Raw genomic sequence first — 19,553 nt, 5'->3', positions numbered from 1 at the left:
CAGGCTCGCCGTCAGCGCTCGGCGCGAAGGTTCGCCGCTTCGATCAGCTTGCTCGCATGTTCGGGGAACGCCACCGCCGCCATGGCGCTGGCGGCCGCCGCTTGCGGGGTCTCCGCATTCTCCTTCCGCAGGGCCGCGACGGCCGCCTCGACCCGCGGCGCCGCGTGCTCGCGCCGGACGAAACCGGCCTCCACAGACGCCGACAGCGCCATCAGCAGGGCGGCCGCCGATCCCGGTTCCGACCGGGCGAAGGCGGCCTCGGCGCGCGCCGCGGCGGCGCGCAGCGGCTCTTCCAGCTCGGGTTGCGGCGGGCGGCCGGCGATCGCCTCCGCGCGCATCTCGGCCGCGGCGCGGGCGCGGGAGCGGGCGTCGAGATCGAGCGTCTCGAGCTGAACGATGGCGAGCGTCGACACGAAGAGCGCCACAAGAAAGACGATCTGGGACCGCGCGCGCAGCAGGCCTTCCGGAATTCTCATCGCGCAACCTCCGCAGGCGCTTCAGGCGCCTGTTCTTCGTCCGGCCTCCAGTAGGCGGCGCGGATGATCGGCGTCATGGCGTAGACGTTGTTCAGGCCCCAGAGCGTATTGGCGATCATCGCCCCCAGGCTGTAGGCCTCGCGGCCGAGCGCGTAGGCGAACCAGCCGCAGGCGAGCCCCGCCAGGGTCACCACAGCGATCGCGATCTGCACCCGCACCAGCTGTGGATAGACGCCCTCCTGGCGGTCCTTCGGCGTCACGGGAAACGAGATCTTCTTGCCCCGCGCCACGGTCAGGAGCGCCTTCAGGTTGAGCGGGAACATGGCGAGGTACCAGGAACGCCCCTTGTAGCTCGACACGCCCCACATCCCCAGCATCTGCGCCAGCTCGTTCAGGAACAGGAACGGCGCGATGTGGAGGAAGAAGTCGAGCGTGTAGCCGGAGACCGGCGCGACGCCGGTGAACAGGAAGATCACCGGCGCGGCGAGGAACACCACGTTCCAGAGCGGTGAAAGATAGGAATAGAACGTCGCGGCGTACATCGCCCGCTGCGCGAGCGTCAGGCCGCCGCGGCGAAACAGCGGGTTGTCGTGGAACAGGATGTCGAGGGTGCCGCCGGCGTATTTGAAACGCTGGATCGTCCAGCTCAGCAGATCGTTGGGCGACAGCATGTGGGACTGGACCACGGGGTGCAGCACCGACTTCCAGCCGCGCTCGCGGTCGGAATGAAGGACCAACGAGGTGTAGATGTCCTCCGAGACGTGGAACTTGTACGGCGTGAACTCCTCGGCGAGCGCGCCCTGCCAGCGCAGGCTCGACATGACGCTCTCGTCGAGCGCCGCCTCGCCGGTGAGCCGCAGCGCCGCGCGCTCCCCGCTCGCCGCGGCGGCGGAGATCGTGTCGGACCACTGACGCAAGGCCGCCTCCATGATCGCCTCGCGGCGATGAATGGATCCGGCCCCGCAGCAGAAGCTGGCGTTGGCCCAGTTTCGGCGCCGCTGGATGTAGTCGAAGAACAACTGCGGGTCGTTTGCGAACGGATCCTCGCCGATGCGGACCGGACCGAACATGTTTTCGAAGGCTCGCCCGACGCCGGCGCCGGGCCGGCCGAACCAGCGCCCGAGCGCGCGCTCGAGCGACCTGCCCGGCGGGATGTCCGAGAACCATTGGGGCGTCTGGACCCACGCCATCTTCGGGTCGCGGAAATAGCCCAGCGTCTGCTCGAGCATCGTCTGAAACGGCCGGGTGTCGGCGTCGCAGATGACCACGAAATCGCCCCAGGTCGCGGACAGCGCGTTTCTGAGATTGCCCGCCTTGAAGCCGACGTTGTCGGAACGGGTGAGGTAGTTCACGCCTTCCTCGCGCGCCACCTGCTCCATCGCAGGTCGCTTGCCGTCGTCCAGCACATGCACCCGGATGACGATCGGATGCGGGTAGACGAGCTGTTTGGCGTCCTGCAATCCGAGCCGTACCAGCTCCGGGTCCTCGCTGTAGGTGGCGAAGAAGACGTCGACCTCGATCGGCCGGTCCTCTGCGGGATCGTCGGGTGCCAGAACGTCCCGGAGCCGAGCCGGGGGCGCGCCGGGCTCGACGCTGCGATCCGTCCAGAGGTTCACGGTGAAGAGAATCAGGCCGACGAAAGCCGCCGTTTCCGCGACGACCAAGGGCAGTGAGAGCCAAAGCGCGTCAAAGTTGATCGAATAAAGCCACCGCCACCCAATGTACCAGACGCCAAACGTAAGGCTCGCGACCGCACAGAATTGCCATAGGAGCTGGTGAAGCGTCGATAGTTCGCTCGGTCTCCAAGGAGTCTTCGTCTCAAATCGGGACATGTAGCGCATGTATCGTGAGCATCCCCCGCACCGCGGCCCGAAGCCGCCATGAGACTGGCGATTCCCAACTTCTCTACTTTGCCTCATGATGCAAATCAGAATATCAGCGAATGATCAGCAATCAGTTGCGGTGCATCCGTAAAGGGGCTCGATGGGCCAAGTGGCGCTCAGGAGGGGACAGAGCCGGTCCATGACGCTTGGGGTTGCGGGACTGCGGAAAGCGCTCGTCGCGTCGACGACGGCGCTCGCCGTCACCTTCGCCGGGGCCGGCGGCGTGCTAGTCGCGCGTGCGCAGACGGAGGCGCCGGCTGACAGCGTGGACGCCCTCGTCGCGCGCGCCCGCGCGGCCGCGAACGGGTCTCGTCATGCCGAGGCGGCCGACCTGTTCCGCCAGGCGATGGCGCGCGACCCAAGCCGGCGCGGCGCATTGCTCAGGGAGTTCGCCGACCAGATCGCCTATGGCGGAGACCCCAAACAGGCCGTGGCCCTCTACCGCGAGGCGCAAGGCGCGGGGCTGCAGCCGACCGAGCTCGCGGTGGTCGAGCGGCATCTCGCGGCCGCGCTGACCTGGGCGGGGTCCTTCGCCGAGTCCGCCGACGTCTGGGAGAGGATCCTTGCGACCGCCCCCGGCGACGTCGAGGCGAGACGCGGCCTCGGCGACGCCCTCATCGCCGGTGGCCGCGCGGCGGCGAACGCCGGCGCAAACAAGGAGGCGGCCGCGCTGTTCGCTCGCGCCATTGAGCGGAGCCCGGACCGCCAGCCCGAGATCGCCCGCGAATTCGCGGACCAGACCGCTTACGCCGGGCAGCCGGACGTCGCGGTCGGCCTGTACCGCGACGCGCTCGCCCGCTCTGATCTGTCCCCTGCGGACCGGGCGCGGGCGGAACGCGGCCTCGCGTTCGCCCGGCTCTGGAGCGGCCGCTTCTCCGAAGCGATCGCGGACTGGGAGCGGCTCGCGAGGGCGACGCCGCAGGATCGGGAGGCGAGCGGCGCGCTGGCCGACGCGCTCGTCGGCGCCGCCCGAAAAGCCGCCGCCGACGGCCGGAACGCGGAGGCCGCGACCTTGTTTCGGCGCGCGCGGCGCGCGGCGCCCGAACGCCGCCTGACGCTGCTGCGCGAGTACGCCGACCAGATCGCCTATGCCGGCCGGCCGGCGGAGGCCATTCCGTTCTACCGCGAGGCCATGGCGTCGCGATCGCTGCCGGCCGACGACCGCAAGCGCGCCGCCCGGGGCCTCGCCTTCGCCCTGCTCTGGGTGAACCGCTTTGACGAGGCGACCGGAGCGCTCGAACGGCTGATCGCTTCCGGAGAGCGCGACGCGGCGACGAGCACGGCGCTTGTCGACGCGGTGGTCGGGGCGGCGCGGGCGGCGGCGGGGCGCGCCGACAACGCCGGCGCAGCCCGACGCTTCGCCAAGGCTATCCGCCTCGCGCCCGGCCGGCGCCGCGCGCTCATCCGCGAATACGCCGACCAGTTGCTCTACGCCGGCCGCCAGCGGGAGGCCGAGGTCGAGTATCGCGTCATGCTGCGCTACGCCGACCTCGACGGCGAGGAGCGGCGTGCGGCGCGGCTGGGCCTCGCCCGCTCGTTGGCGTGGCGCGGCGAGCACGAGGCCGCCGTTCCCGCTTATGGCGACCTTCTGGCCGAGCGCCCCGACGACGTCGACGGCCGGGTCGGCCGCGGCGAATCCCTGAACACGCTCCGCCGCCACCGCGAAGCCCTGGTCGACTTCGACCGAGCGCTTCGCGTCGCTCCCGGCCTTGAACGGGCGCTGCGCGGCGCCGGTCAGGCCGAGACGTCCCTCGGCCGGCATCGGGCGGCGCTCGCACGGGTGGAGCCGCTGCTGGACCGGCCGGACGTCGAGCGCGACACGCTCGTGCTCGCGGCCTACGCGCGCCGCGCCATGGGGCGCCCGGACATCGCCTTTCCGATCGCGCAGCGGACGCTTGCGCGGCATCCGGAAGCGGCCGCGGCGCAGAAGCTGCTCGATGAGATCCAGGCCGCTGCGCGTCCGACGACGCTGCCCGAGGTGCGCTACATCAAGCAGGAAGACGGTCTTCGCATCCGGTCCGCCAGCGTGGCGCACACCCACTTCTTCGATTACGGCCTCGGCGAGCTTACGCCGCAGGCGTCGGTCACCCGCTACTGGGGCCACCCGTTCCCCAAGGTGGACATCTATTCGGCGGGCGTCTCCGGCCGGCGGCGCGTCAGCGACAAATTCGAGGTCGACGGCCTGCTTCGGCTCAACGTGCGGGACGAGCGCCCGGGGCAGCACGTCTCGCTGAACTATGTCGCAACCGCGAGCCTCCTGCCGGACGACGCCTGGCGGCTCTCGCTGCGGGCGTCCCGGATGGATCTCGACGACCCCCGCTCGATCGTCGCCGGCATCCAGACCAACGAGTTCGGCGCCCTCGTGGACTACACGCCGAGCTACGACATCCGCGTCTGGGCGAGGAGCTTCTACACGCATTATGACGACGGAAACGAGCGGGTCTGGGGCCAGGTGACCGCGCAGACGCGCCTGATCGAGTCCACCTCCGACGTCTGGTTCGGCGTGCGCGGCACCGCCTTCGATTTCGCCGAAGAGCTGGACCACGGCTACTGGAACCCGAACCGATACGCGTCGGCCGAGGCGACGGCGCAGCTCTACGGACCGCTGTTCGGCAAGCTGCGGTACGATCTCCAGGGCGCGGCCGGCTACGAGGCGAGCGACCCGGACGGATCGCGCCCTATCTGGTCCGCGTCGCTTCGGCTGAGCTACGAAGTCGATCCCGCGGTCACGCTATCGGCCTATGCGGCCCATCAGGTGAGCTCCGCGAACTCCACCGGCGACGGTTTCACGCGCTCGACCTTTGGGGGCGAGGCCAAGATCCGGTGGTGACGGTGCGATTTAGTAAGTGTCGGCCACGCGCTGCGGCAGAAAATCGAATGACTGGCTCGTAAGGATGCCGAACGACCGCTTTCCGGCAAAACGCCAAGGGCGGTTAATGGCGCATACCCGCCCTCATTCGTGCGCTCGAGTCTGAGCAGCGTAGAGGCAGGCGGGAGTAGAGCCAAAAAATTCACGCGCGATGTGCGGTTGGGCTAAAAAACAAATGTTGTCGATAGGTGTTTTCCTTTTTTTACTAATATTTACGCTCCATAATTTGGCGTTCATTTACTCTCCTCGCTGCGAAGCTACGCTGTAGGGAGAGGCTCATGAGACTGGACAAGAAAGTCGTGCTCATTACCGGAGCGGCTGGCGGTATCGGATTCGCGATCTCGGAACTGTTCGCCAAGGAAGGCGCGATTGTGGTCGCGACAGACATTGTTGCGCCTCCACAACCATATTCAGATGGCATTGAAGCCATGCGCCACGACGTGACGAGCGAAGACGCTTGGAAGGCGACGGTCCAGACCATCGTCGACAGGCATGGTCGGCTCGACGTTTTGATCAACAACGCCGGCATCATCGCCTACGAGCCCCTGGATGAGCTCGACCTCGAGGCGTGGCATCGGATGATCTCAATCGATCAGACCGGCGTTTTCCTCGGCATGCGCGAGGCCGTGCGGGTGATGCGACCGCGAAAGTCAGGCTCGATCGTCAACATCTCTTCGATCTGGGGAAACGCCGCGGTCGCAGGCGCTCACTCGTACCACGCTGTCAAAGGCGCCGTCAGGATTATGTCAAAGAACGCCGCCATGACCTATGCGGGCGATGGCATCCGGGTGAATTCGGTGCATCCGGGCTTCATCCACACGCCGTTGACCGACGCGCAGGATGCTGAACTCAACGACACAGTCATCGCTGCAACGCCGATGAAGCGCGGCGGGCAGCCCGATGAGATTGCGTATGGCTGTCTGTTCCTCGCCTCCGACGAGGCGAGCTACGTGACCGGCGCCGAACTCGCGATCGACGGGGGTTACCTGGCGCAATAACCCCCGGCTGCGACGCGTTCATGCGTGTCGATAGGCGTCCTCAGCACGGACGCCACTGATGCGAGATGTCTCGGCAATGGTGCGACTTGCTGCGATGTCTCGCATCATTGTGACGCGCACTCTGCGGCGGCTTCGACAACATTGCTCCTCGGCGCGCAATCTCTATCGTGACGCGGTCCGACGTTTTCCGCGACCCAGCGCCGTCGGCGCGCCGCCGTCCCACGATCCGGGGACGTCCGAGGGACGACGAGTGAACGAAGCGCCCATCGTGATCAGCGAGTTCCGCTTCGGCCGGTTTCGCCTGGTTCCGGCGCAGCAGGCCCTTTTTAAAGACGAGACGCCAATACGTCTGGGCTCCCGCGCTCTCGATCTGCTTCAGGCGTTGGTCGAGAGGCCCGGCGAAATCATCGCTCGTGATGAACTGATGGCGCGCATCTGGCCGGACACCTCGGTCGCCGACGCTAATTTGAAAGTCCAGGTGGCCGCGTTGCGCCGCGCGCTGGGTGACGGGTCCGAAAGCGATCGTTTCGTCGCCACCTCCAACGGGCGCGGCTATCGTTTCGTGGCGCCTGTCGAGCGTAGGGGATCGCTCATCGCGGCGTCTCCCACGTCCGCCAAGCTGCACAATCTACCATCCAGTTGGACACCGCCGCTCGGACGGGATGACGTCATCGACCGACTGGCGCGCGATGTGCCCGCCAAGCGGTTCATCACTATCGTGGGCCCGGGCGGGATCGGAAAGACCACGGTCGCGATCGCGCTGGCGCGCACGCTCATCGACCAGTACCGGGACGGCGTTTGGATCATCGATCTCGCTGCGCTTCGAGATCCAAAATTGCTGCCCGGCGTCATCGCCTCGACGGTGGGCGCTGGCGTTTATCTGCAGAACGGCGCGACGGCGCTGCCCGTGATGCTCAGCGATATGAACATGCTGATCGTCCTCGACTGCTGCGAGCATCTCGTGGACGCCGTGGCGCGGATCGTCGAGGACATCGTCAGGCAGGCCCCGATGGTTCATGTGGCCGCCACGAGCCGCGAGCCTCTGCGCGCGATGGGAGAAATCGTCGAGCGACTTCAACCTCTCGCAACGCCCCCGGACGCGCCGCTGACCGCCGCGGAGGCGTTGCGGTTCCCCGCAGTCGAGCTTTTCGTGGAAAGGGCCGCCGCGGCCGAACGGGGTTTCGCCCTGACGGATGCGAACGCCGAGGCAGTGGCGGGCATCTGTCGGAAGCTCGACGGCATCGCGCTTGCGATCGAACTTGCGGCGCGCAGGGCCGACGCCTTCGCAATCCCGGAGTTGCTTTCGCTTCTGTCCGACCGATTCCGGCTGCTAACCCGTGGCCGACGCACCGATCTGCCGCGCCACCAGACGCTCCTCGCCGCAATCGACTGGGGCTTCGACCTGCTGCCGGCCTGCGAGCAGGAGACGCTGCGCCGGCTGTCGATGTTTGCGGGCTCCTTTACTCTCCACTCCGCCCTCGCGGTCGCGAGCGAGGGCGTCGCGCCGGGGGACTTCGCAGACAGGCTCGGCGCCCTTGTCTCCAAATCGTTGGTCTGCGCCGAGAACTCGGGCGGCAGCATTCATTACCGGCTTCTGGATTCCATACGGGCCTATGCTCTCCGGCAGGCGGAAGAACGCGACGAGGTCGCGACGCTTTCTCGCCGGCACGCCGAGCATGTTCTGGCGCTTTTCCTGCGGGCCGAGAGAGAGTGGGAGCGCAGGCCGTCCGCCGCTTGGCTCGATGAGCATGGACGATCGATCGACGATCTGCGCCAGTCACTGGACTGGGCTTTCTCCGATCATGGCGACGCGACGCTCGGCGCGGCGATGACGGCGGCGTCCATCCCGATCTGGACAGCGCGCTCGCTCGTCGATGAGTGCCGTCGCCACATGGAGCGCGCCCTCGACGCCCGATGGCCTAGAGATCATGACGATGGCGCGACCGAGATGAAGCTTAGCTTCGCTCTCGGCTCAACTCTGCTTCAGACCCAAGGTCCGACGCAGCGCGCTTTGGATGCATGGCGGACCACCGCCGAAATTGCGGAGCGGCTTGGCGACCATTCGCATGGGGTTCAAGCGTGTTGGGGATTGGCCGACTATCATACGTGGAGGGGAGAGCATCGCGCCGCTCTCGAACTCACCGTCCGCACAAGGGAAATCGCGATCGCGGCTCGAGACAGGGCCGCCGAAGTGAATTTGGGCCGGCAAGCCGGCACCGCGCTTCGCTATCTTGGACGTCTCGCCGAGGCCCGCGGGGTCCTTGAGCGCATGATTGATCGCTATGAGGCGCCGCTTCATTGGGAGCATCCGGCGCGGTTCCAGTTCGATCCGAGGATCGCGGCCCGTGGAACGCTGGCGAACGTGCACTGGCTTCAGGGGCGAACCCAGCAAGCAATGAGCCTCGCGGAGCTAGCTCTCGAAGACGCAAGAAGGTCAGGCCATGCTCTGGCGCTCTGCAACGCTTTCGCCCATACGGCCATCCCAGTCGCGCTGTATGTCGGAAGTTGGGATCGAGCGCAGGCTTGGCTGGAGGAGTTCCTCGGCCACACCGCCCGTCAAGCCATGCCGGTGTGGGACGCAATCGGCCGCTGCCTGACGGGCGTGCTCCAGATTCAGCAGGGACGACCCGACGGCGTCGGCCTCATGCGCGCGGCGCTCGACGAATTTACGGATCGAGGGTTTCGCATGCGACGTCCTGCTTATCTGGGGGCGCTTGCGAGCGGGCTCGAAAGGTCTGGTCGCTTGGCGGAAGCGCGCGCGGTTGTCGATGAAGCTCTCGCAAGCTTGCAGGACGAGCGCTGGTGCCTCGGTGAACTGCTGCGAATTGACGCTAATCTATCCAGCGCGGAAGGCGCGCCGCCCGACGTAGTCGAGACGAAGTTGTTGCGATCGATCCAGTCGTCCAAAGAGATCGAAGCTTTCTCTTTCGAGCTGCGCGCGGTGGGTAGTCTCTCTCGCCTACTCCGCGATCAAGGTCGGCGCATGGAGGCCGACGACCTTCTGGCGCAGGTCTCCAGACGGGGCGCCGAAGTCTTCGAGGCCGGCGATCATCCGAGGCCGGAAGAAGCGGCGTTATCGCCGGCCGTGCTGGCATGATGAACTGTAACTGACGGCGCATCGTGTCGAGAGAGGTCCGAGCAACCGATCTAGGTAGCGGCGGCGGGCCTCGCGACGCCATGCTGCGTCGTCGCGTCAAGCGAACTCAGGCGCAAGAAGCCGATGTCGAGCCGTTTCGCCGGACTGAACCTTCTCTGTGAAGAGCGCGCGCCTGACGGCCGGTTGTCTATCCTGTTGGCGTCCGGCCTTGGCATGTATCTCAGCGTCGGAATTTTCCTCATCTATGGCTTCAGCGTATTCATCGACCCGATCGCCGCCGAGACGGGCTGGTCTCGGGCGGGCGTAGCCGCCGCCATCGCGCCGGTCGGCCTGATCACGGGCATCATGTCCCCGGTCATCGGCCTTATGACGGATCGCTTCGGGCCGCGGCGGGTTCTGATCTTCTCTTCGCTGGCGATGTCGGTGGGCCTGATCGGAATAGGCCTGGGATCGCAAACCCTGTCGAGCCTTCTGGTCTGGGTCGCTCTCGCAAGCTTGCTGGGCAGCGCGCAGACCGGCGTGGCCTACTCGCAGATCATCGTCGGATGGTTCCACGAACGCCGTGGCGCAGCGCTCGGGCTGACGCTCGCTTTCTCCGGCCTCGGCATAGCGACCGTGCCACCGCTGCTTTCGCTCGCAATCGAAGCGTTTGGATGGCGCATGGCCCTTGTGATCGCCGGCGTCTGCGCCGCCATGATCCTGTCTCCGGTCGCGTTGTTCATGCTGCGTGATCCGCGACGCGGTGAACTGCGCTCACCGGACCGCGGCGGCTGGTCGGTCGTCGTCGCGGCGGCTTTGACGCGAGACTTCTGGCTGCTGTTGACGGCGTTCTTGCTTACGGCCCTCGTCGCGCTCGCCGGCTCCGTTTCGTTGCCCATGATTTTGACCGATCGCGGAGCGACGCCTGAAACAGCGGCGCTCGCAATGACCGTGGTGGGCGTCGCGCTGGTTCTGGCGCGGCTCGGCTTTGGAGCCTCGCTCGATCGTTGTCCGCCTCGGGCGCTCACATGTCTCGCCTTTATCGCGCCAGCGATGGGCCACCTCCTGCTTGCCGCGACCGACGGCGTCACACCCGCCTTCGTCAGCGCAGCCCTGTTCGGCTTCGCAGTCGGCGCCGAGGGCGACGCGATGGGGTATCTCCTCGCCCGACGCTTTGGCACGGCGGCTTTCGGCAGGATTTACGGGATCAACTATCTGGCGTTCTGCGTCGGCGCGGGCGCAGGTCCGTCCCTGCTCGTCGCCCTTCTGAGCGCCGACGGCCCGAGCAGCGTGATGGCGTTCGGCGTCGCGGGCCTGCTCGGATCAGTCGCCCCCCTTCTCATGCTGCTGGTGTCCGACCGAACGCATGCCGAGGGCTTGGCTGTCTCGTCTTCAATCGACGCCACGGAAGCGATCAAGCAGCTCGACGCGAGAAAGGGCTAGACCATCCACGCTGCGTGTCGTTGTCTTTACTTGTTTTTACAACCTTTTACAGTCCAGTAACTGTTGAATTTCAACCTTCGGATTTAGAGTTTCTCGGCAAGCATGCTTGTTGCCTGGAGAAACCTGATGGAACTGCGAGATATAACAGCGGGAAGATCCGCCGACAGCGACGCCGCTGTCGAGCGACGCACGGTGCTTCGGGGCGCGGGGGCCGTCGCAATAGCGGGACTCGCCACCGCCACAGCGGGTCTACCCACGTCAGCGCTCTCCGCGCCGGCGCTGTCGAGCGCAAACAGTCGATCGCTGGGATTGAGGCTTCAGGGCGTCCAGCACTTCGGGCTGACGGTGCAACACATGGAGCGCGCCTACGCCTTCTACACCGAGGTCCTCGGTGGGACCGAGATCATGCGCGACGGCGACTTCCAAGGGGAGCGCATCCACAACACGCTGCTGACCGATCAGGAGATCGAGGCGCGGGATCGGAACGTCAATCCCCGCACCATGGGCATTCCGGACCTGCGCGGCGGAGCCCAACGCCTCGACGTACGCTTCATCCAGTTCGACAACGTCGTCATCGAGCTGTTGCAGTACCGCGACGCGAACCAGCCGATGGGCGGCCCCGTCAGCTTTGCGGAAGCGCTGGACCATATGAGCCCGGCTTTCCCGCGGATGATGCACATCTGCTTCCACATCCGGGACGACGTCGACTTCAACGCCTTCATCCGCGATCTCGAAGCGGAGTCCGCCCGGCGCGGCATGGATCAGGTGCGCGCGAACCGCGTCGTCACCGTGACGTCGGAGGCGGCCCGCAAGGCCGCGCCGCTCGACGCCAACTCCAACCCGATCACCGAGGGCAAGTCGAACGGGTGGCGGCTCATCTACTGCAAGGGGCCGGAAGGCGAGCAGCTCGAATTCGTCCAGGCGCTCGGACCCGTGAAGAAGGTCTTCGACGACGCGCTCGAAGCCCGCCGGAAGATGATGGCTTCTCGATGACCGGCGGCTGCAAGGGTTGGTTCGCTCGGCTCGCTTTCGTCGCCGGGATGGCCGCGGCACCGGCGGTCGCCGAGGAGAGGCTCGTCGCCGGATATGCGAAGATCCCGGACGGCGCCATCGCCGTCGTGGCCGAGATCAAGGCGAAGCCCGGCAAGGAGCGTGAGCTGCGCGAGGCGACGCTGCCATTGGTGAACGCGGTTCGAGCCGAGCCGAACAACCTCGTCTATTTCGCTCATGAGGACCGGTCCGCGCCGGGGCGGATCATTTTCTACGAGATCTTCGCCACCGAAGCGGATTTCGAGGCGCACAACAAAACACCTCACGTCACGACGTGGTTCTCGAAGCTCGCAGATCTCGCCGACGGCGAGGTCAAGGTCACGAAAATGAAGATCCTGCCCGGCCTGTCGCGCTGACACCGTGGATACTGCCTGCGAGGACAAAAATGCGCGAGCGTAAACGCTGTCCGGAACCCGGCTCCACTGCCATCGACGCCAGACGGGCTGTAGTCGATCGGCGGTCTGCAATGATTGGCGGAGCCAGCGCGCTGATCGCGGGCAAAGCTCTGGCGCAAGGCTTCGCGGCCGGGGCGCCGGTCGTGCTCGGTCAGGTCCAGTTGAGCTTCTACGCCGTCACCGGCGCCGTGGTGCACGAGGTGCTGGAGCGCCTCGGTCACACGGTTGAGGTCCGCCAGGCGCCCCATGAGCAGATGTTTCCCTGGCTCGCGGAGGGCCAGATCGACCTTATGGCCGCCGCATGGCTGCCAGAGGGCCACGGCGCCTATTGGGCGCGATACGGGGCCGACGCCGTGGAGGTCACGAAGCTCTATGACGGCGCGCGCTTTTTCTGGGCGACGCCGGCCTATGTGCCCGAAAGCGATGTCGCGACGATCGCGGACCTGGCCAAGCCCGCGGTCACAGAGCGCATGGCCAAGCGCATCCAGGGTATCGGGCCCGGCGCAACCATTTCAGTCGTCTCGCAGAAGGCGGTCACGGACTACGGGCTCGGGACCCTTGGTTATGAGTTCCGCACAGGTTCTCCGGCCGACTGGACCGGAGCGTTGGACGCCGCGCTCGCCGAGAAGCGCTGGATCGTGTTTCCGACCTAGGCGCCGCAATTCCTGAACCGCGACGGCGTCTTGCGGCCGCTCGGAGATCCGAAGGCGGTGCTGGGAAGCGTCAACCGCGCCTCGCTGGTCGCGCCCCGCGCGCGGTTCGAGAGGTTGTCAGAGAAGACGCGCGCGATCCTGTCCCGCATCCAACTCGGGCTCGATGGGGTTACGGAAATGGACTGGCTTGTGAACGTCCGGAAGCAGTCGCCGCGCGACGCCGCCAAAACATGGATGGCCGCCAATCAAGGATTGGTGTCCGGCTGGTTGGACGCCTGAATCGCCTATCGCCGCCCATGGAAACTCCACGCGAGAAGGATCTCGCCGATGACCTCTGCGCCTGAACGCAGTCTGTTCTCTCCCACCCGGATCGGAGCGATCGAGGTCGCCAATCGCGTCGCCATGGCGCCGTTGACGCGCTCGCGCGCCGACATGAACGGCGTGCATTCCGCGCTCGCGGTCGAATACTACCGACAGCGCGCCGGCGCCGGGCTCATCATTACCGAGGCGACCAACATTTCGCGTCAGGGTCGCGGCTACGCGTTCACGCCAAGCATCTACACGAACGCACACGTCGAGGCCTGGGCGGCGGTCACCGAGGCGGTCCATGCCGAGGGCGGCAAGATCGTGTGTCAGCTTTGGCATGTCGGACGGATGTCGCATGTCAGCCTGCAGGAGAACGGCGCGGCTCCGGTTTCGGCCAGTGCGATCCAGGCCGGAGAACTCATTTTCCTCGAGAACCAGACGCAGGCGCCTCCCTCCCTGCCGCGGGCGCTGAAAACCGACGAGGTCGTCGGCGTCATCGAAGATTACCGGAACGCCGCCCGGCGCGCGCAGGAGGCCGGGTTCGACGGCGTCGAAATCCATTCGGCGAATTGCTATCTGCTGGAGCAGTTCATCCGCGACAGCACAAACAAGCGCGACGACCGCTATGGAGGATCTGTCGAGAACCGAATCCGTCTGCCGCTCGAGGTGGCGACCGCGGTTTCCGAAATCTTTGGCGCGGACCGAACCGGCGTCCGCTTGTCGCCGATGACACGCGCGGTCGGCGACACGCCTCTCGACGGCGATCCTCAGGGAACGTACGGACGGCTGGCGGCGGAACTCGGCAGGCTCGGTCTCGGCTATCTTCACTGCGTTGAGGGCCAGACCCGTGGCCCGAACGCGGCCGCGGAATTCGACTACAAAGCGTTGCACGCGGCCTTCGGGGGCTCCTACATCGCCAACAACGGCTACGATCGAAACCTAGCGATCGAAGCCGTCGCGTCGGGCCACGCCGACATGGTCGCGTTTGGCAGGCCCTTCATCGGCAATCCGGATCTCGTGGACCGCTTGCGCCGCGCCGCGCCACTCGCGGAGGCCGACGGGCGGACGTTTTATGGCGGCGGAGCGGAAGGCTACACCGACTACCGAACACTGGATCAATTCGTCAGCCCCTAGAGCGGCGCGTCGGAGAGATCGAAGAGTCGATACAAGGAGACTGCTTCGGTATCCTGGTAGTTCTTCGTTGTTCCGATGAGGCACCTGCCTGAGTTCTATGGCTTGGCCAGTCTAAACTGACGAGCACATGGCGTCGTCGGTCGGGATAGGGGTTTCCGATGGCTTATGCAGTCAATGTGAACAGCAAGCGATACGACGTCGACGTCGATCCCGACACACCCCTGCTGTGGGTGCTTCGCGACGTCTTGGGACTGACCGGCACCAAGTTCGGCTGCGGCATCGCAATGTGCGGCGCCTGCACAGTCCATCTCGATGGTCTGGCGGTCCGGTCCTGCATCACGCAGGCCGCGGACGTCGGATCCGCGGACGTCACGACGATCGAAGCGATCGGCGAAACGCCTGAAGGCAGGCGGATTCAAAAGGCCTGGCTCCAACTCGACGTCGTGCAGTGCGGTTATTGCCAGTCCGGTCAGATCATGTCCGCGGCGGCGCTGCCCCGAGCTGGCAGCCTTCACAGTCAGGCTTGCGAGGAATACCCCCGTCGGGTAGCTATCTCTAATGCAGTGCGCCACCAAGACCTCCTGCGCGAAGCGGCTGGGCCGGATTGAAGGCCAGGTCCGCGGCATCGCGCGCATGCTTGAGGAGGACCGCTACTGCATCGACGTCGTGACCCAGATCTCCGCCGTCCGGGCCGCTCTCAAGCGGGTCGAGGAGGAGATCCTCAAGGACCACGTCGGCCATTGCGTCGAGAACGCCATCCAGTCCGGCGACAAGGACGAGCAGCGTCAGAAGGTGGCGGAGCTCGTAAATGTGCTCGGCAGGGTGCGCGGATGAGCGCCATCTTCCGCACGATCGCCGCCGTCGTGTTCGCCGTCTTCGTGGCCGCCGCCTGGGCGAGCCCGAGCGAGGCGCATGCCGGGCACGACGCTCCGGCCGCCGCGGAGCAGTCCCGGCGACTGTCCTCGGTCGAGAACGTGTCTGTTGGGCCATCGGTGGAAAGCCGGGCGGCGGACGTCGCCGTTTCCACCGACCCGGACTGCCGGGGGCACGGCGAGTCGGGCGATACGCGCTGCTGCAGCAGCGTCTGCCACGCCGCGATGTCCGAGGAACTTGGGGTTCTGACGCCCCTGCCCATCGAGGTGACCGCGGGGCCGTCCCTGCCGGAGCCGACCGCTCACAGCGGCCCCACGACCCACGTCAAGCGACCTCCGAGACCGCTGGCCGTCACGGTCGGCTGAGCCTCGCTGACGTTCCGCACGCGCTTCCCGCGCCTGCGCAGCACCCGTGAGACCTGACCGACCGCGTCATGCGGCGCCTCCGGCGCCGTCCGCGTCCGCTCGATCAGTTTCCGGGGTTCTCATGAAGCCGCTCCTCACGGCCGCCGCAGCGTCGCTGCTGGCGGGCTGCTCCACGCTACCGCCGCCTCCGGTGGCGGGGCGCGATCCATCCGACCCGACGGTTCGGGTGGCGGCCGCCCGCTACGCGTCCGTCACGGCGGGCACGGCCGACCACCGGCCCGTGCCGCCGAAGCCATGGGCGGATCAGAACCGAGGCGTCGCTCCGAACAAGTCGGGGGACATGTGATGGTCGCGACCCGATCCCGGCGCCTTGCGAGGGCGGCCCTGGTCACGGCGGCCTTGGCCACGCTCGCCGCTTGCGCCTCCGTCTCGCCGGACGGCGGCATGGTCCCCGTCGTCTCGCGGGTCTCGCTGGAGCTTGGCAAGGACACCGCGAAGATCGTGACCCCGGCGGACGCCGCGGCGGCGCAGAGCCGGGTCCGCTTGATTCTGGCCCGGCCGCTGACCGCCGACGGCGCCGTCCAGATCGCGTTGCTGAACAACCGCGGCCTGCAGGCGGGATACAACGCCCTTGGCGTCTCCGAGGCGGATTACGTGGAGGCAAGCCTGCCCCCGTCGCCGACCGTGTCGCTCGAGCGCGTGGCCGGCTCGGGAGACCTCGACGTCGAGCGGAGGCTGATCGCCGATCTCCTGCAGCTCCTCACGCTGCCTCGACGCGCCAGGATCGCGGAGACGGAGTTCCGGGCGGCGCAGCAGAAGGCGATCGCCGCGACGTTCCGCACGGCCGCCGAGGCCCGCCGAGCCTGGATCCGGGCCGTGGCGGCGCGCGAGACCGTCGGCTTCCTCGAGACCGCGAGAGCGTCCGCGGGCGCGGCGGCCGAACTGACCCGGAAGCTCGGGGAGACCGGGGCGTCGACGAAGCTGGACCAGGCGCGGTCCGGCGCACTCTACGCGGAGGTCTCGACCGAGCTCGCGGAGGCGCGGCTCGAGACCGCAAAGGAGCGCGAGGCGCTCACGCGGCAACTCGGGCTCTGGGGCCGGGACGCCGACTTCAAGCTGCCGGGCCGGCTGCCGGGCTTGCCGAAGCTGAAGCCACAGGGCGACGTCGAGGCCGTAGCGCTTTCCCGCCGCGTCGACATCATCGCCGATCGCCTCGAGCTCGACGCGCTCGCTCAAGGATACGGGCTCACCGAGCAGACCCGGGCGATCTCCATGCTGGAGGTCACGGGGATCGCCAACCGAGCCCGCTCGGCCGAGGGCGAGAAGGCGAACCCGAAGGGCTTCGAGGTCGCCGTCCAGATCCCGATCTTCGACTTCGGCAAAGCGCGATCGGCGAGAGCCCGCGAGACCTACATGGGCGCAGTCAACCGCCTGCTGGAGAAGGCCGTCAACGCCCGCTCCGAGGCCCGCGAGGCCTACCAGACCTGGCGCGGCCGCCACGACATCGCGCGCTCCTACCAGGCGAGGGTCCTGCCGCTCCGCAGGACGATCTCCGAGGAGTCGATGCTCCGCTACAACGGGATGCTGGTCGACGCCTTCGAGCTCCTGACCAACGCCAGAGAGAACGTCGCGAGCAACGTCGCGGCGATCCGCGCCAAGCGCGACTTCTTCATCGCCGACGTCGACTTCCAGGCGGCCCTGATCGGGGGCGGCGCGCCCGCCTCCGCGACCTCGGCCGCCGTAGCGTCGGCTTCTCCCGCATCCGCGTCCGCGGCCTCACCCCATTGACCGGGAGACAGACCATGACCGTCTCGCGCCGATCCTTCCTGTCCGCCTCCGCGGCGGGAGCTACCACGCTGGTTGCGGCGAGCGCCGTTTCCGGCCGCGTCCAGGCCGCCTCGATCCCCGAGGCCGCCATCATGAAGGAAGCGACGATGCAGCCGCCCGTCGTCCCTACGACGGGCCCAGACTACAACCCCGTGGTCACGCTCAATGGCTGGACCGCGCCCTGGCGCATGAACGGCGACTGGAAGGAGTTCCATCTCGTCGCCGAGCCCGTGGTGCGCGAGCTCGCGCCGGGCATGGTCGCGCACCTCTGGGGCTACAACGGCCAGTCGCCTGGTCCGACGATCGAGGCGGTCGAGGGCGACAAGGTCCGGATCTTCGTCACGAACCGCCTGCCCGAGCACACGACGGTGCACTGGCACGGCCAGTTGCTGCCGTCCGGCATGGACGGCGTCGGCGGCCTCACCCAGCCGCACATCAAGCCCGGCCAGACCTTCGTCTACGAGTTCCAGCTCAGGAAGAGCGGGACCTTCATGTATCACCCGCACGCCGACGAGATGGTCCAGATGGCCATGGGCATGATGGGCTTCTTCGTGGTGCACCCGAGGGACCCGGCGTTCCGGCGGGTCGACCGCGACTTCGTCTTCCTGATGTCGGCCTACGACATCGAGCCCGGCGCCTACGTGCCGCGCGTCGCCGAGATGACGGACTTCAACCTCTGGACCTGGAACACCCGCGTGTTCCCCGGCATCGACCATCTCGTGGCGGGCAAGGGCGACAAGGTCCGGGTGCGGTTCGGCAACCTCACTATGACCAACCACCCGATCCACATGCACGGCTACGACTTCAAGGTGTCGTGCACCGACGGCGGCTGGGTGTCGGAGGCCGCCGCCTGGCCCGAGGTCACGATCGACTGCGCCGTCGGGCAGATGCGCGCCTTCGACTTCGTCGCCGACGCCCCTGGCGACTGGGCGATCCACTGCCACAAGTCGCACCACACCATGAACGCCATGGGGCACGGGCTCCAGAACTTCATCGGCGTGAACAAGAAGGACGTGGCCAAGCGCATCCGGAAGCTCGCCCCCGGCTACATGCCGATGGGACAGGCGGGCATGGCCGACATGGGCGAGATGGAGATGCCGCTCCCGGACAACACGCTGCCCATGATGACGGGCTTCGGCCAGTTCGGCGCGATCGAGATGGGCGGGATGTTCTCGGTCGTGAAGGTCCGCGAGGGGCTCGCGCGCGGAGACTACCGCGATCCCGGCTGGTTCGAGCACCCGGAGGGGACCGTCGCCTTCGAGTGGAAGGGCGAGGCCCCCGTGGCCTCCAAGGCCGCGGCCGGACCGACCAGGCCCGGCTCCGTCGAGATGAACGTCGTCAAGCCCAAGGGCGGCGGCGGGCACGCCAACCACTGACACACCAACCCACGAGAGAAAGCCCATGAGGAAGCTCATCTTCACCGCCGCGTTCGCAGCGGTCCTCGCGCCAGCCGTCGCGCTCGCCGACCCCGGCCATGACGGCAAGGCGCGCGCATATGGCGAGCCGGGAGATCCGGCCAAGCCCGCCCGCACCGTCGAGGTCGTCATGAAGGAGACCGACGACGGCAAGATGCTGTTCGAGCCCGGCGCCATGGCCGCCAAGCGCGGCGAGCAGGTGCGCTTCGTCCTTAAGAACGAGGGCCGGGTCGACCACGAGTTCATGCTCGCGACCCGCGCCGAGAACGACCGCCACGCGATCGCGATGCGCAAGAACCCGGACATGGAGCACGACGACCCGAACGGGCGGCGCGTCTCACCCGGCAAGTCCGGCGAAATCGTCTGGAAGTTCACCAAGGCCGGGGAGTTCAACTTCGCCTGCCTGATCCCCGGCCACCGCGAGGCCGGAATGGACGGCACGGTCGCCGTCAAGTGACCCGCAAACCCCAGGAGACCCAGATGAAGAAGTTCGTCACCGCCGGCGCCGTTCTGGCCGCTGCGCTGTTCACCGCATCCGCCGCCCTCGCGGCCGATGGCACGGTGAAGAAGATCGATGAGGCCGCCGGCAAGATCACGCTCGACCACGGCCCCATCAAGAGCCTCGACATGGAGGACCCGATGTCGATGGTCTTCAAGGCCGCCGACCCCGCGATGCTCAAGTCCGTCAAGGTCGGCGACAAGGTGACGTTCGAGGCCGAGCGCGTGAACGGCCAGATCACCGTGACCAAGATCCGCAGGAAATGACTTCGAGCGCGCGGGCGCGACCGGC

The 19,553-nt window shown here is 67.1% G+C and carries 17 protein-coding genes and 1 pseudogene; 16 read left to right on the top strand and 2 right to left on the bottom strand.

The annotated features are described in order from the left end of the window. Positions 1–11 precede the first annotated feature (11 nt). Positions 12–476, bottom strand: a complete 465-nt coding sequence (locus PKE78_RS04275; RefSeq protein WP_271199597.1) for a hypothetical protein — start codon at positions 474–476, stop codon at positions 12–14. Next, on the bottom strand, positions 473–2,140 hold the full coding sequence (locus tag PKE78_RS04270) for a glycosyltransferase family 2 protein (RefSeq protein ID WP_271199596.1): 1,668 nt from the start codon (positions 2,138–2,140) through the stop codon (positions 473–475). Before PKE78_RS04270 ends, PKE78_RS04275 begins: the two co-directional genes overlap by 4 nt. Before the next feature lie 358 nt (positions 2,141–2,498). On the opposite strand from PKE78_RS04270, the gene PKE78_RS04265 reads away from it, so the two are divergent. The 16 genes and pseudogenes from PKE78_RS04265 (at position 2,499) to PKE78_RS04190 (ending at position 19,528) form a co-directional block, all read left to right on the top strand. Continuing rightward, entirely contained in the window at positions 2,499–5,189 is a 2,691-nt protein-coding gene (locus tag PKE78_RS04265; RefSeq protein ID WP_271199595.1) for a tetratricopeptide repeat protein, read from the top strand. A 317-nt stretch (positions 5,190–5,506) separates the two neighbouring features. Continuing rightward, complete coding sequence (locus PKE78_RS04260) at positions 5,507–6,226, top strand: SDR family NAD(P)-dependent oxidoreductase (protein ID WP_271199594.1); 720 nt, start codon at positions 5,507–5,509, stop codon at positions 6,224–6,226. Between the two features lie 250 nt (positions 6,227–6,476). Next, on the top strand, positions 6,477–9,323 hold the full coding sequence (locus PKE78_RS04255) for an ATP-binding protein (RefSeq protein WP_271199593.1): 2,847 nt from the start codon (positions 6,477–6,479) through the stop codon (positions 9,321–9,323). 123 nt (positions 9,324–9,446) lie between these two features. Then, positions 9,447–10,745: an MFS transporter gene (locus PKE78_RS04250; protein ID WP_271199592.1), complete on the top strand. Its 1,299-nt coding sequence runs from the start codon at positions 9,447–9,449 to the stop codon at positions 10,743–10,745. Positions 10,746–11,054: 309 nt separating this feature from the next. Next, positions 11,055–11,738, top strand: coding sequence for a VOC family protein (locus PKE78_RS04245; protein WP_271199591.1), 684 nt, complete (start codon positions 11,055–11,057; stop codon positions 11,736–11,738). Positions 11,739–11,863: 125 nt separating this feature from the next. Beyond that, positions 11,864–12,151 carry a putative quinol monooxygenase gene (locus PKE78_RS04240; protein ID WP_271199590.1) on the top strand — a complete coding sequence of 96 codons (288 nt, stop codon included), beginning with the start codon at positions 11,864–11,866 and terminating at the stop codon, positions 12,149–12,151. Between the two features lie 29 nt (positions 12,152–12,180). Then, positions 12,181–13,122 (top strand): annotated as a pseudogene (locus PKE78_RS04235) (glycine betaine ABC transporter substrate-binding protein). A gap of 48 nt (positions 13,123–13,170) precedes the next feature. After that, positions 13,171–14,283, top strand: coding sequence for an alkene reductase (locus tag PKE78_RS04230; protein ID WP_271199589.1), 1,113 nt, complete (start codon positions 13,171–13,173; stop codon positions 14,281–14,283). A 158-nt stretch (positions 14,284–14,441) separates the two neighbouring features. Next, complete coding sequence (locus PKE78_RS04225) at positions 14,442–14,891, top strand: (2Fe-2S)-binding protein (protein ID WP_271199588.1); 450 nt, start codon at positions 14,442–14,444, stop codon at positions 14,889–14,891. Continuing rightward, positions 14,842–15,117, top strand: coding sequence for a metal-sensitive transcriptional regulator (locus PKE78_RS04220; protein WP_271199587.1), 276 nt, complete (start codon positions 14,842–14,844; stop codon positions 15,115–15,117). Before PKE78_RS04225 ends, PKE78_RS04220 begins: the two co-directional genes overlap by 50 nt. Continuing rightward, positions 15,114–15,521 (top strand): hypothetical protein, encoded by a 408-nt coding sequence (locus PKE78_RS04215; protein WP_271199586.1) that lies wholly within the window; start codon positions 15,114–15,116, stop codon positions 15,519–15,521. The genes PKE78_RS04220 and PKE78_RS04215 overlap by 4 nt, the downstream gene beginning before the upstream one ends. A 121-nt stretch (positions 15,522–15,642) precedes the next feature. Further along, on the top strand, positions 15,643–15,867 hold the full coding sequence (locus PKE78_RS04210) for a hypothetical protein (protein WP_271199585.1): 225 nt from the start codon (positions 15,643–15,645) through the stop codon (positions 15,865–15,867). 98 nt (positions 15,868–15,965) lie between these two features. Further along, positions 15,966–17,309 (top strand): TolC family protein, encoded by a 1,344-nt coding sequence (locus PKE78_RS04205; RefSeq protein WP_309299089.1) that lies wholly within the window; start codon positions 15,966–15,968, stop codon positions 17,307–17,309. Between the two features lie 14 nt (positions 17,310–17,323). Next, positions 17,324–18,724 (top strand): multicopper oxidase family protein, encoded by a 1,401-nt coding sequence (locus PKE78_RS04200; RefSeq protein WP_271199583.1) that lies wholly within the window; start codon positions 17,324–17,326, stop codon positions 18,722–18,724. A 25-nt stretch (positions 18,725–18,749) separates the two neighbouring features. Then, positions 18,750–19,220 carry a cupredoxin domain-containing protein gene (locus PKE78_RS04195; protein ID WP_271199582.1) on the top strand — a complete coding sequence of 157 codons (471 nt, stop codon included), beginning with the start codon at positions 18,750–18,752 and terminating at the stop codon, positions 19,218–19,220. A 23-nt stretch (positions 19,221–19,243) separates the two neighbouring features. Continuing rightward, positions 19,244–19,528, top strand: coding sequence for a copper-binding protein (locus PKE78_RS04190; RefSeq protein ID WP_271199581.1), 285 nt, complete (start codon positions 19,244–19,246; stop codon positions 19,526–19,528). Positions 19,529–19,553 lie beyond the last annotated feature (25 nt).

The organism is Methylopila turkensis (genome assembly GCF_027922325.1).
Classification (GTDB): domain Bacteria; phylum Pseudomonadota; class Alphaproteobacteria; order Rhizobiales; family Methylopilaceae; genus Methylopila; species Methylopila turkensis.
Note: the sequence above shows the minus strand (reverse complement) of the source record. Positions and strands in the feature narration are given on the sequence as shown.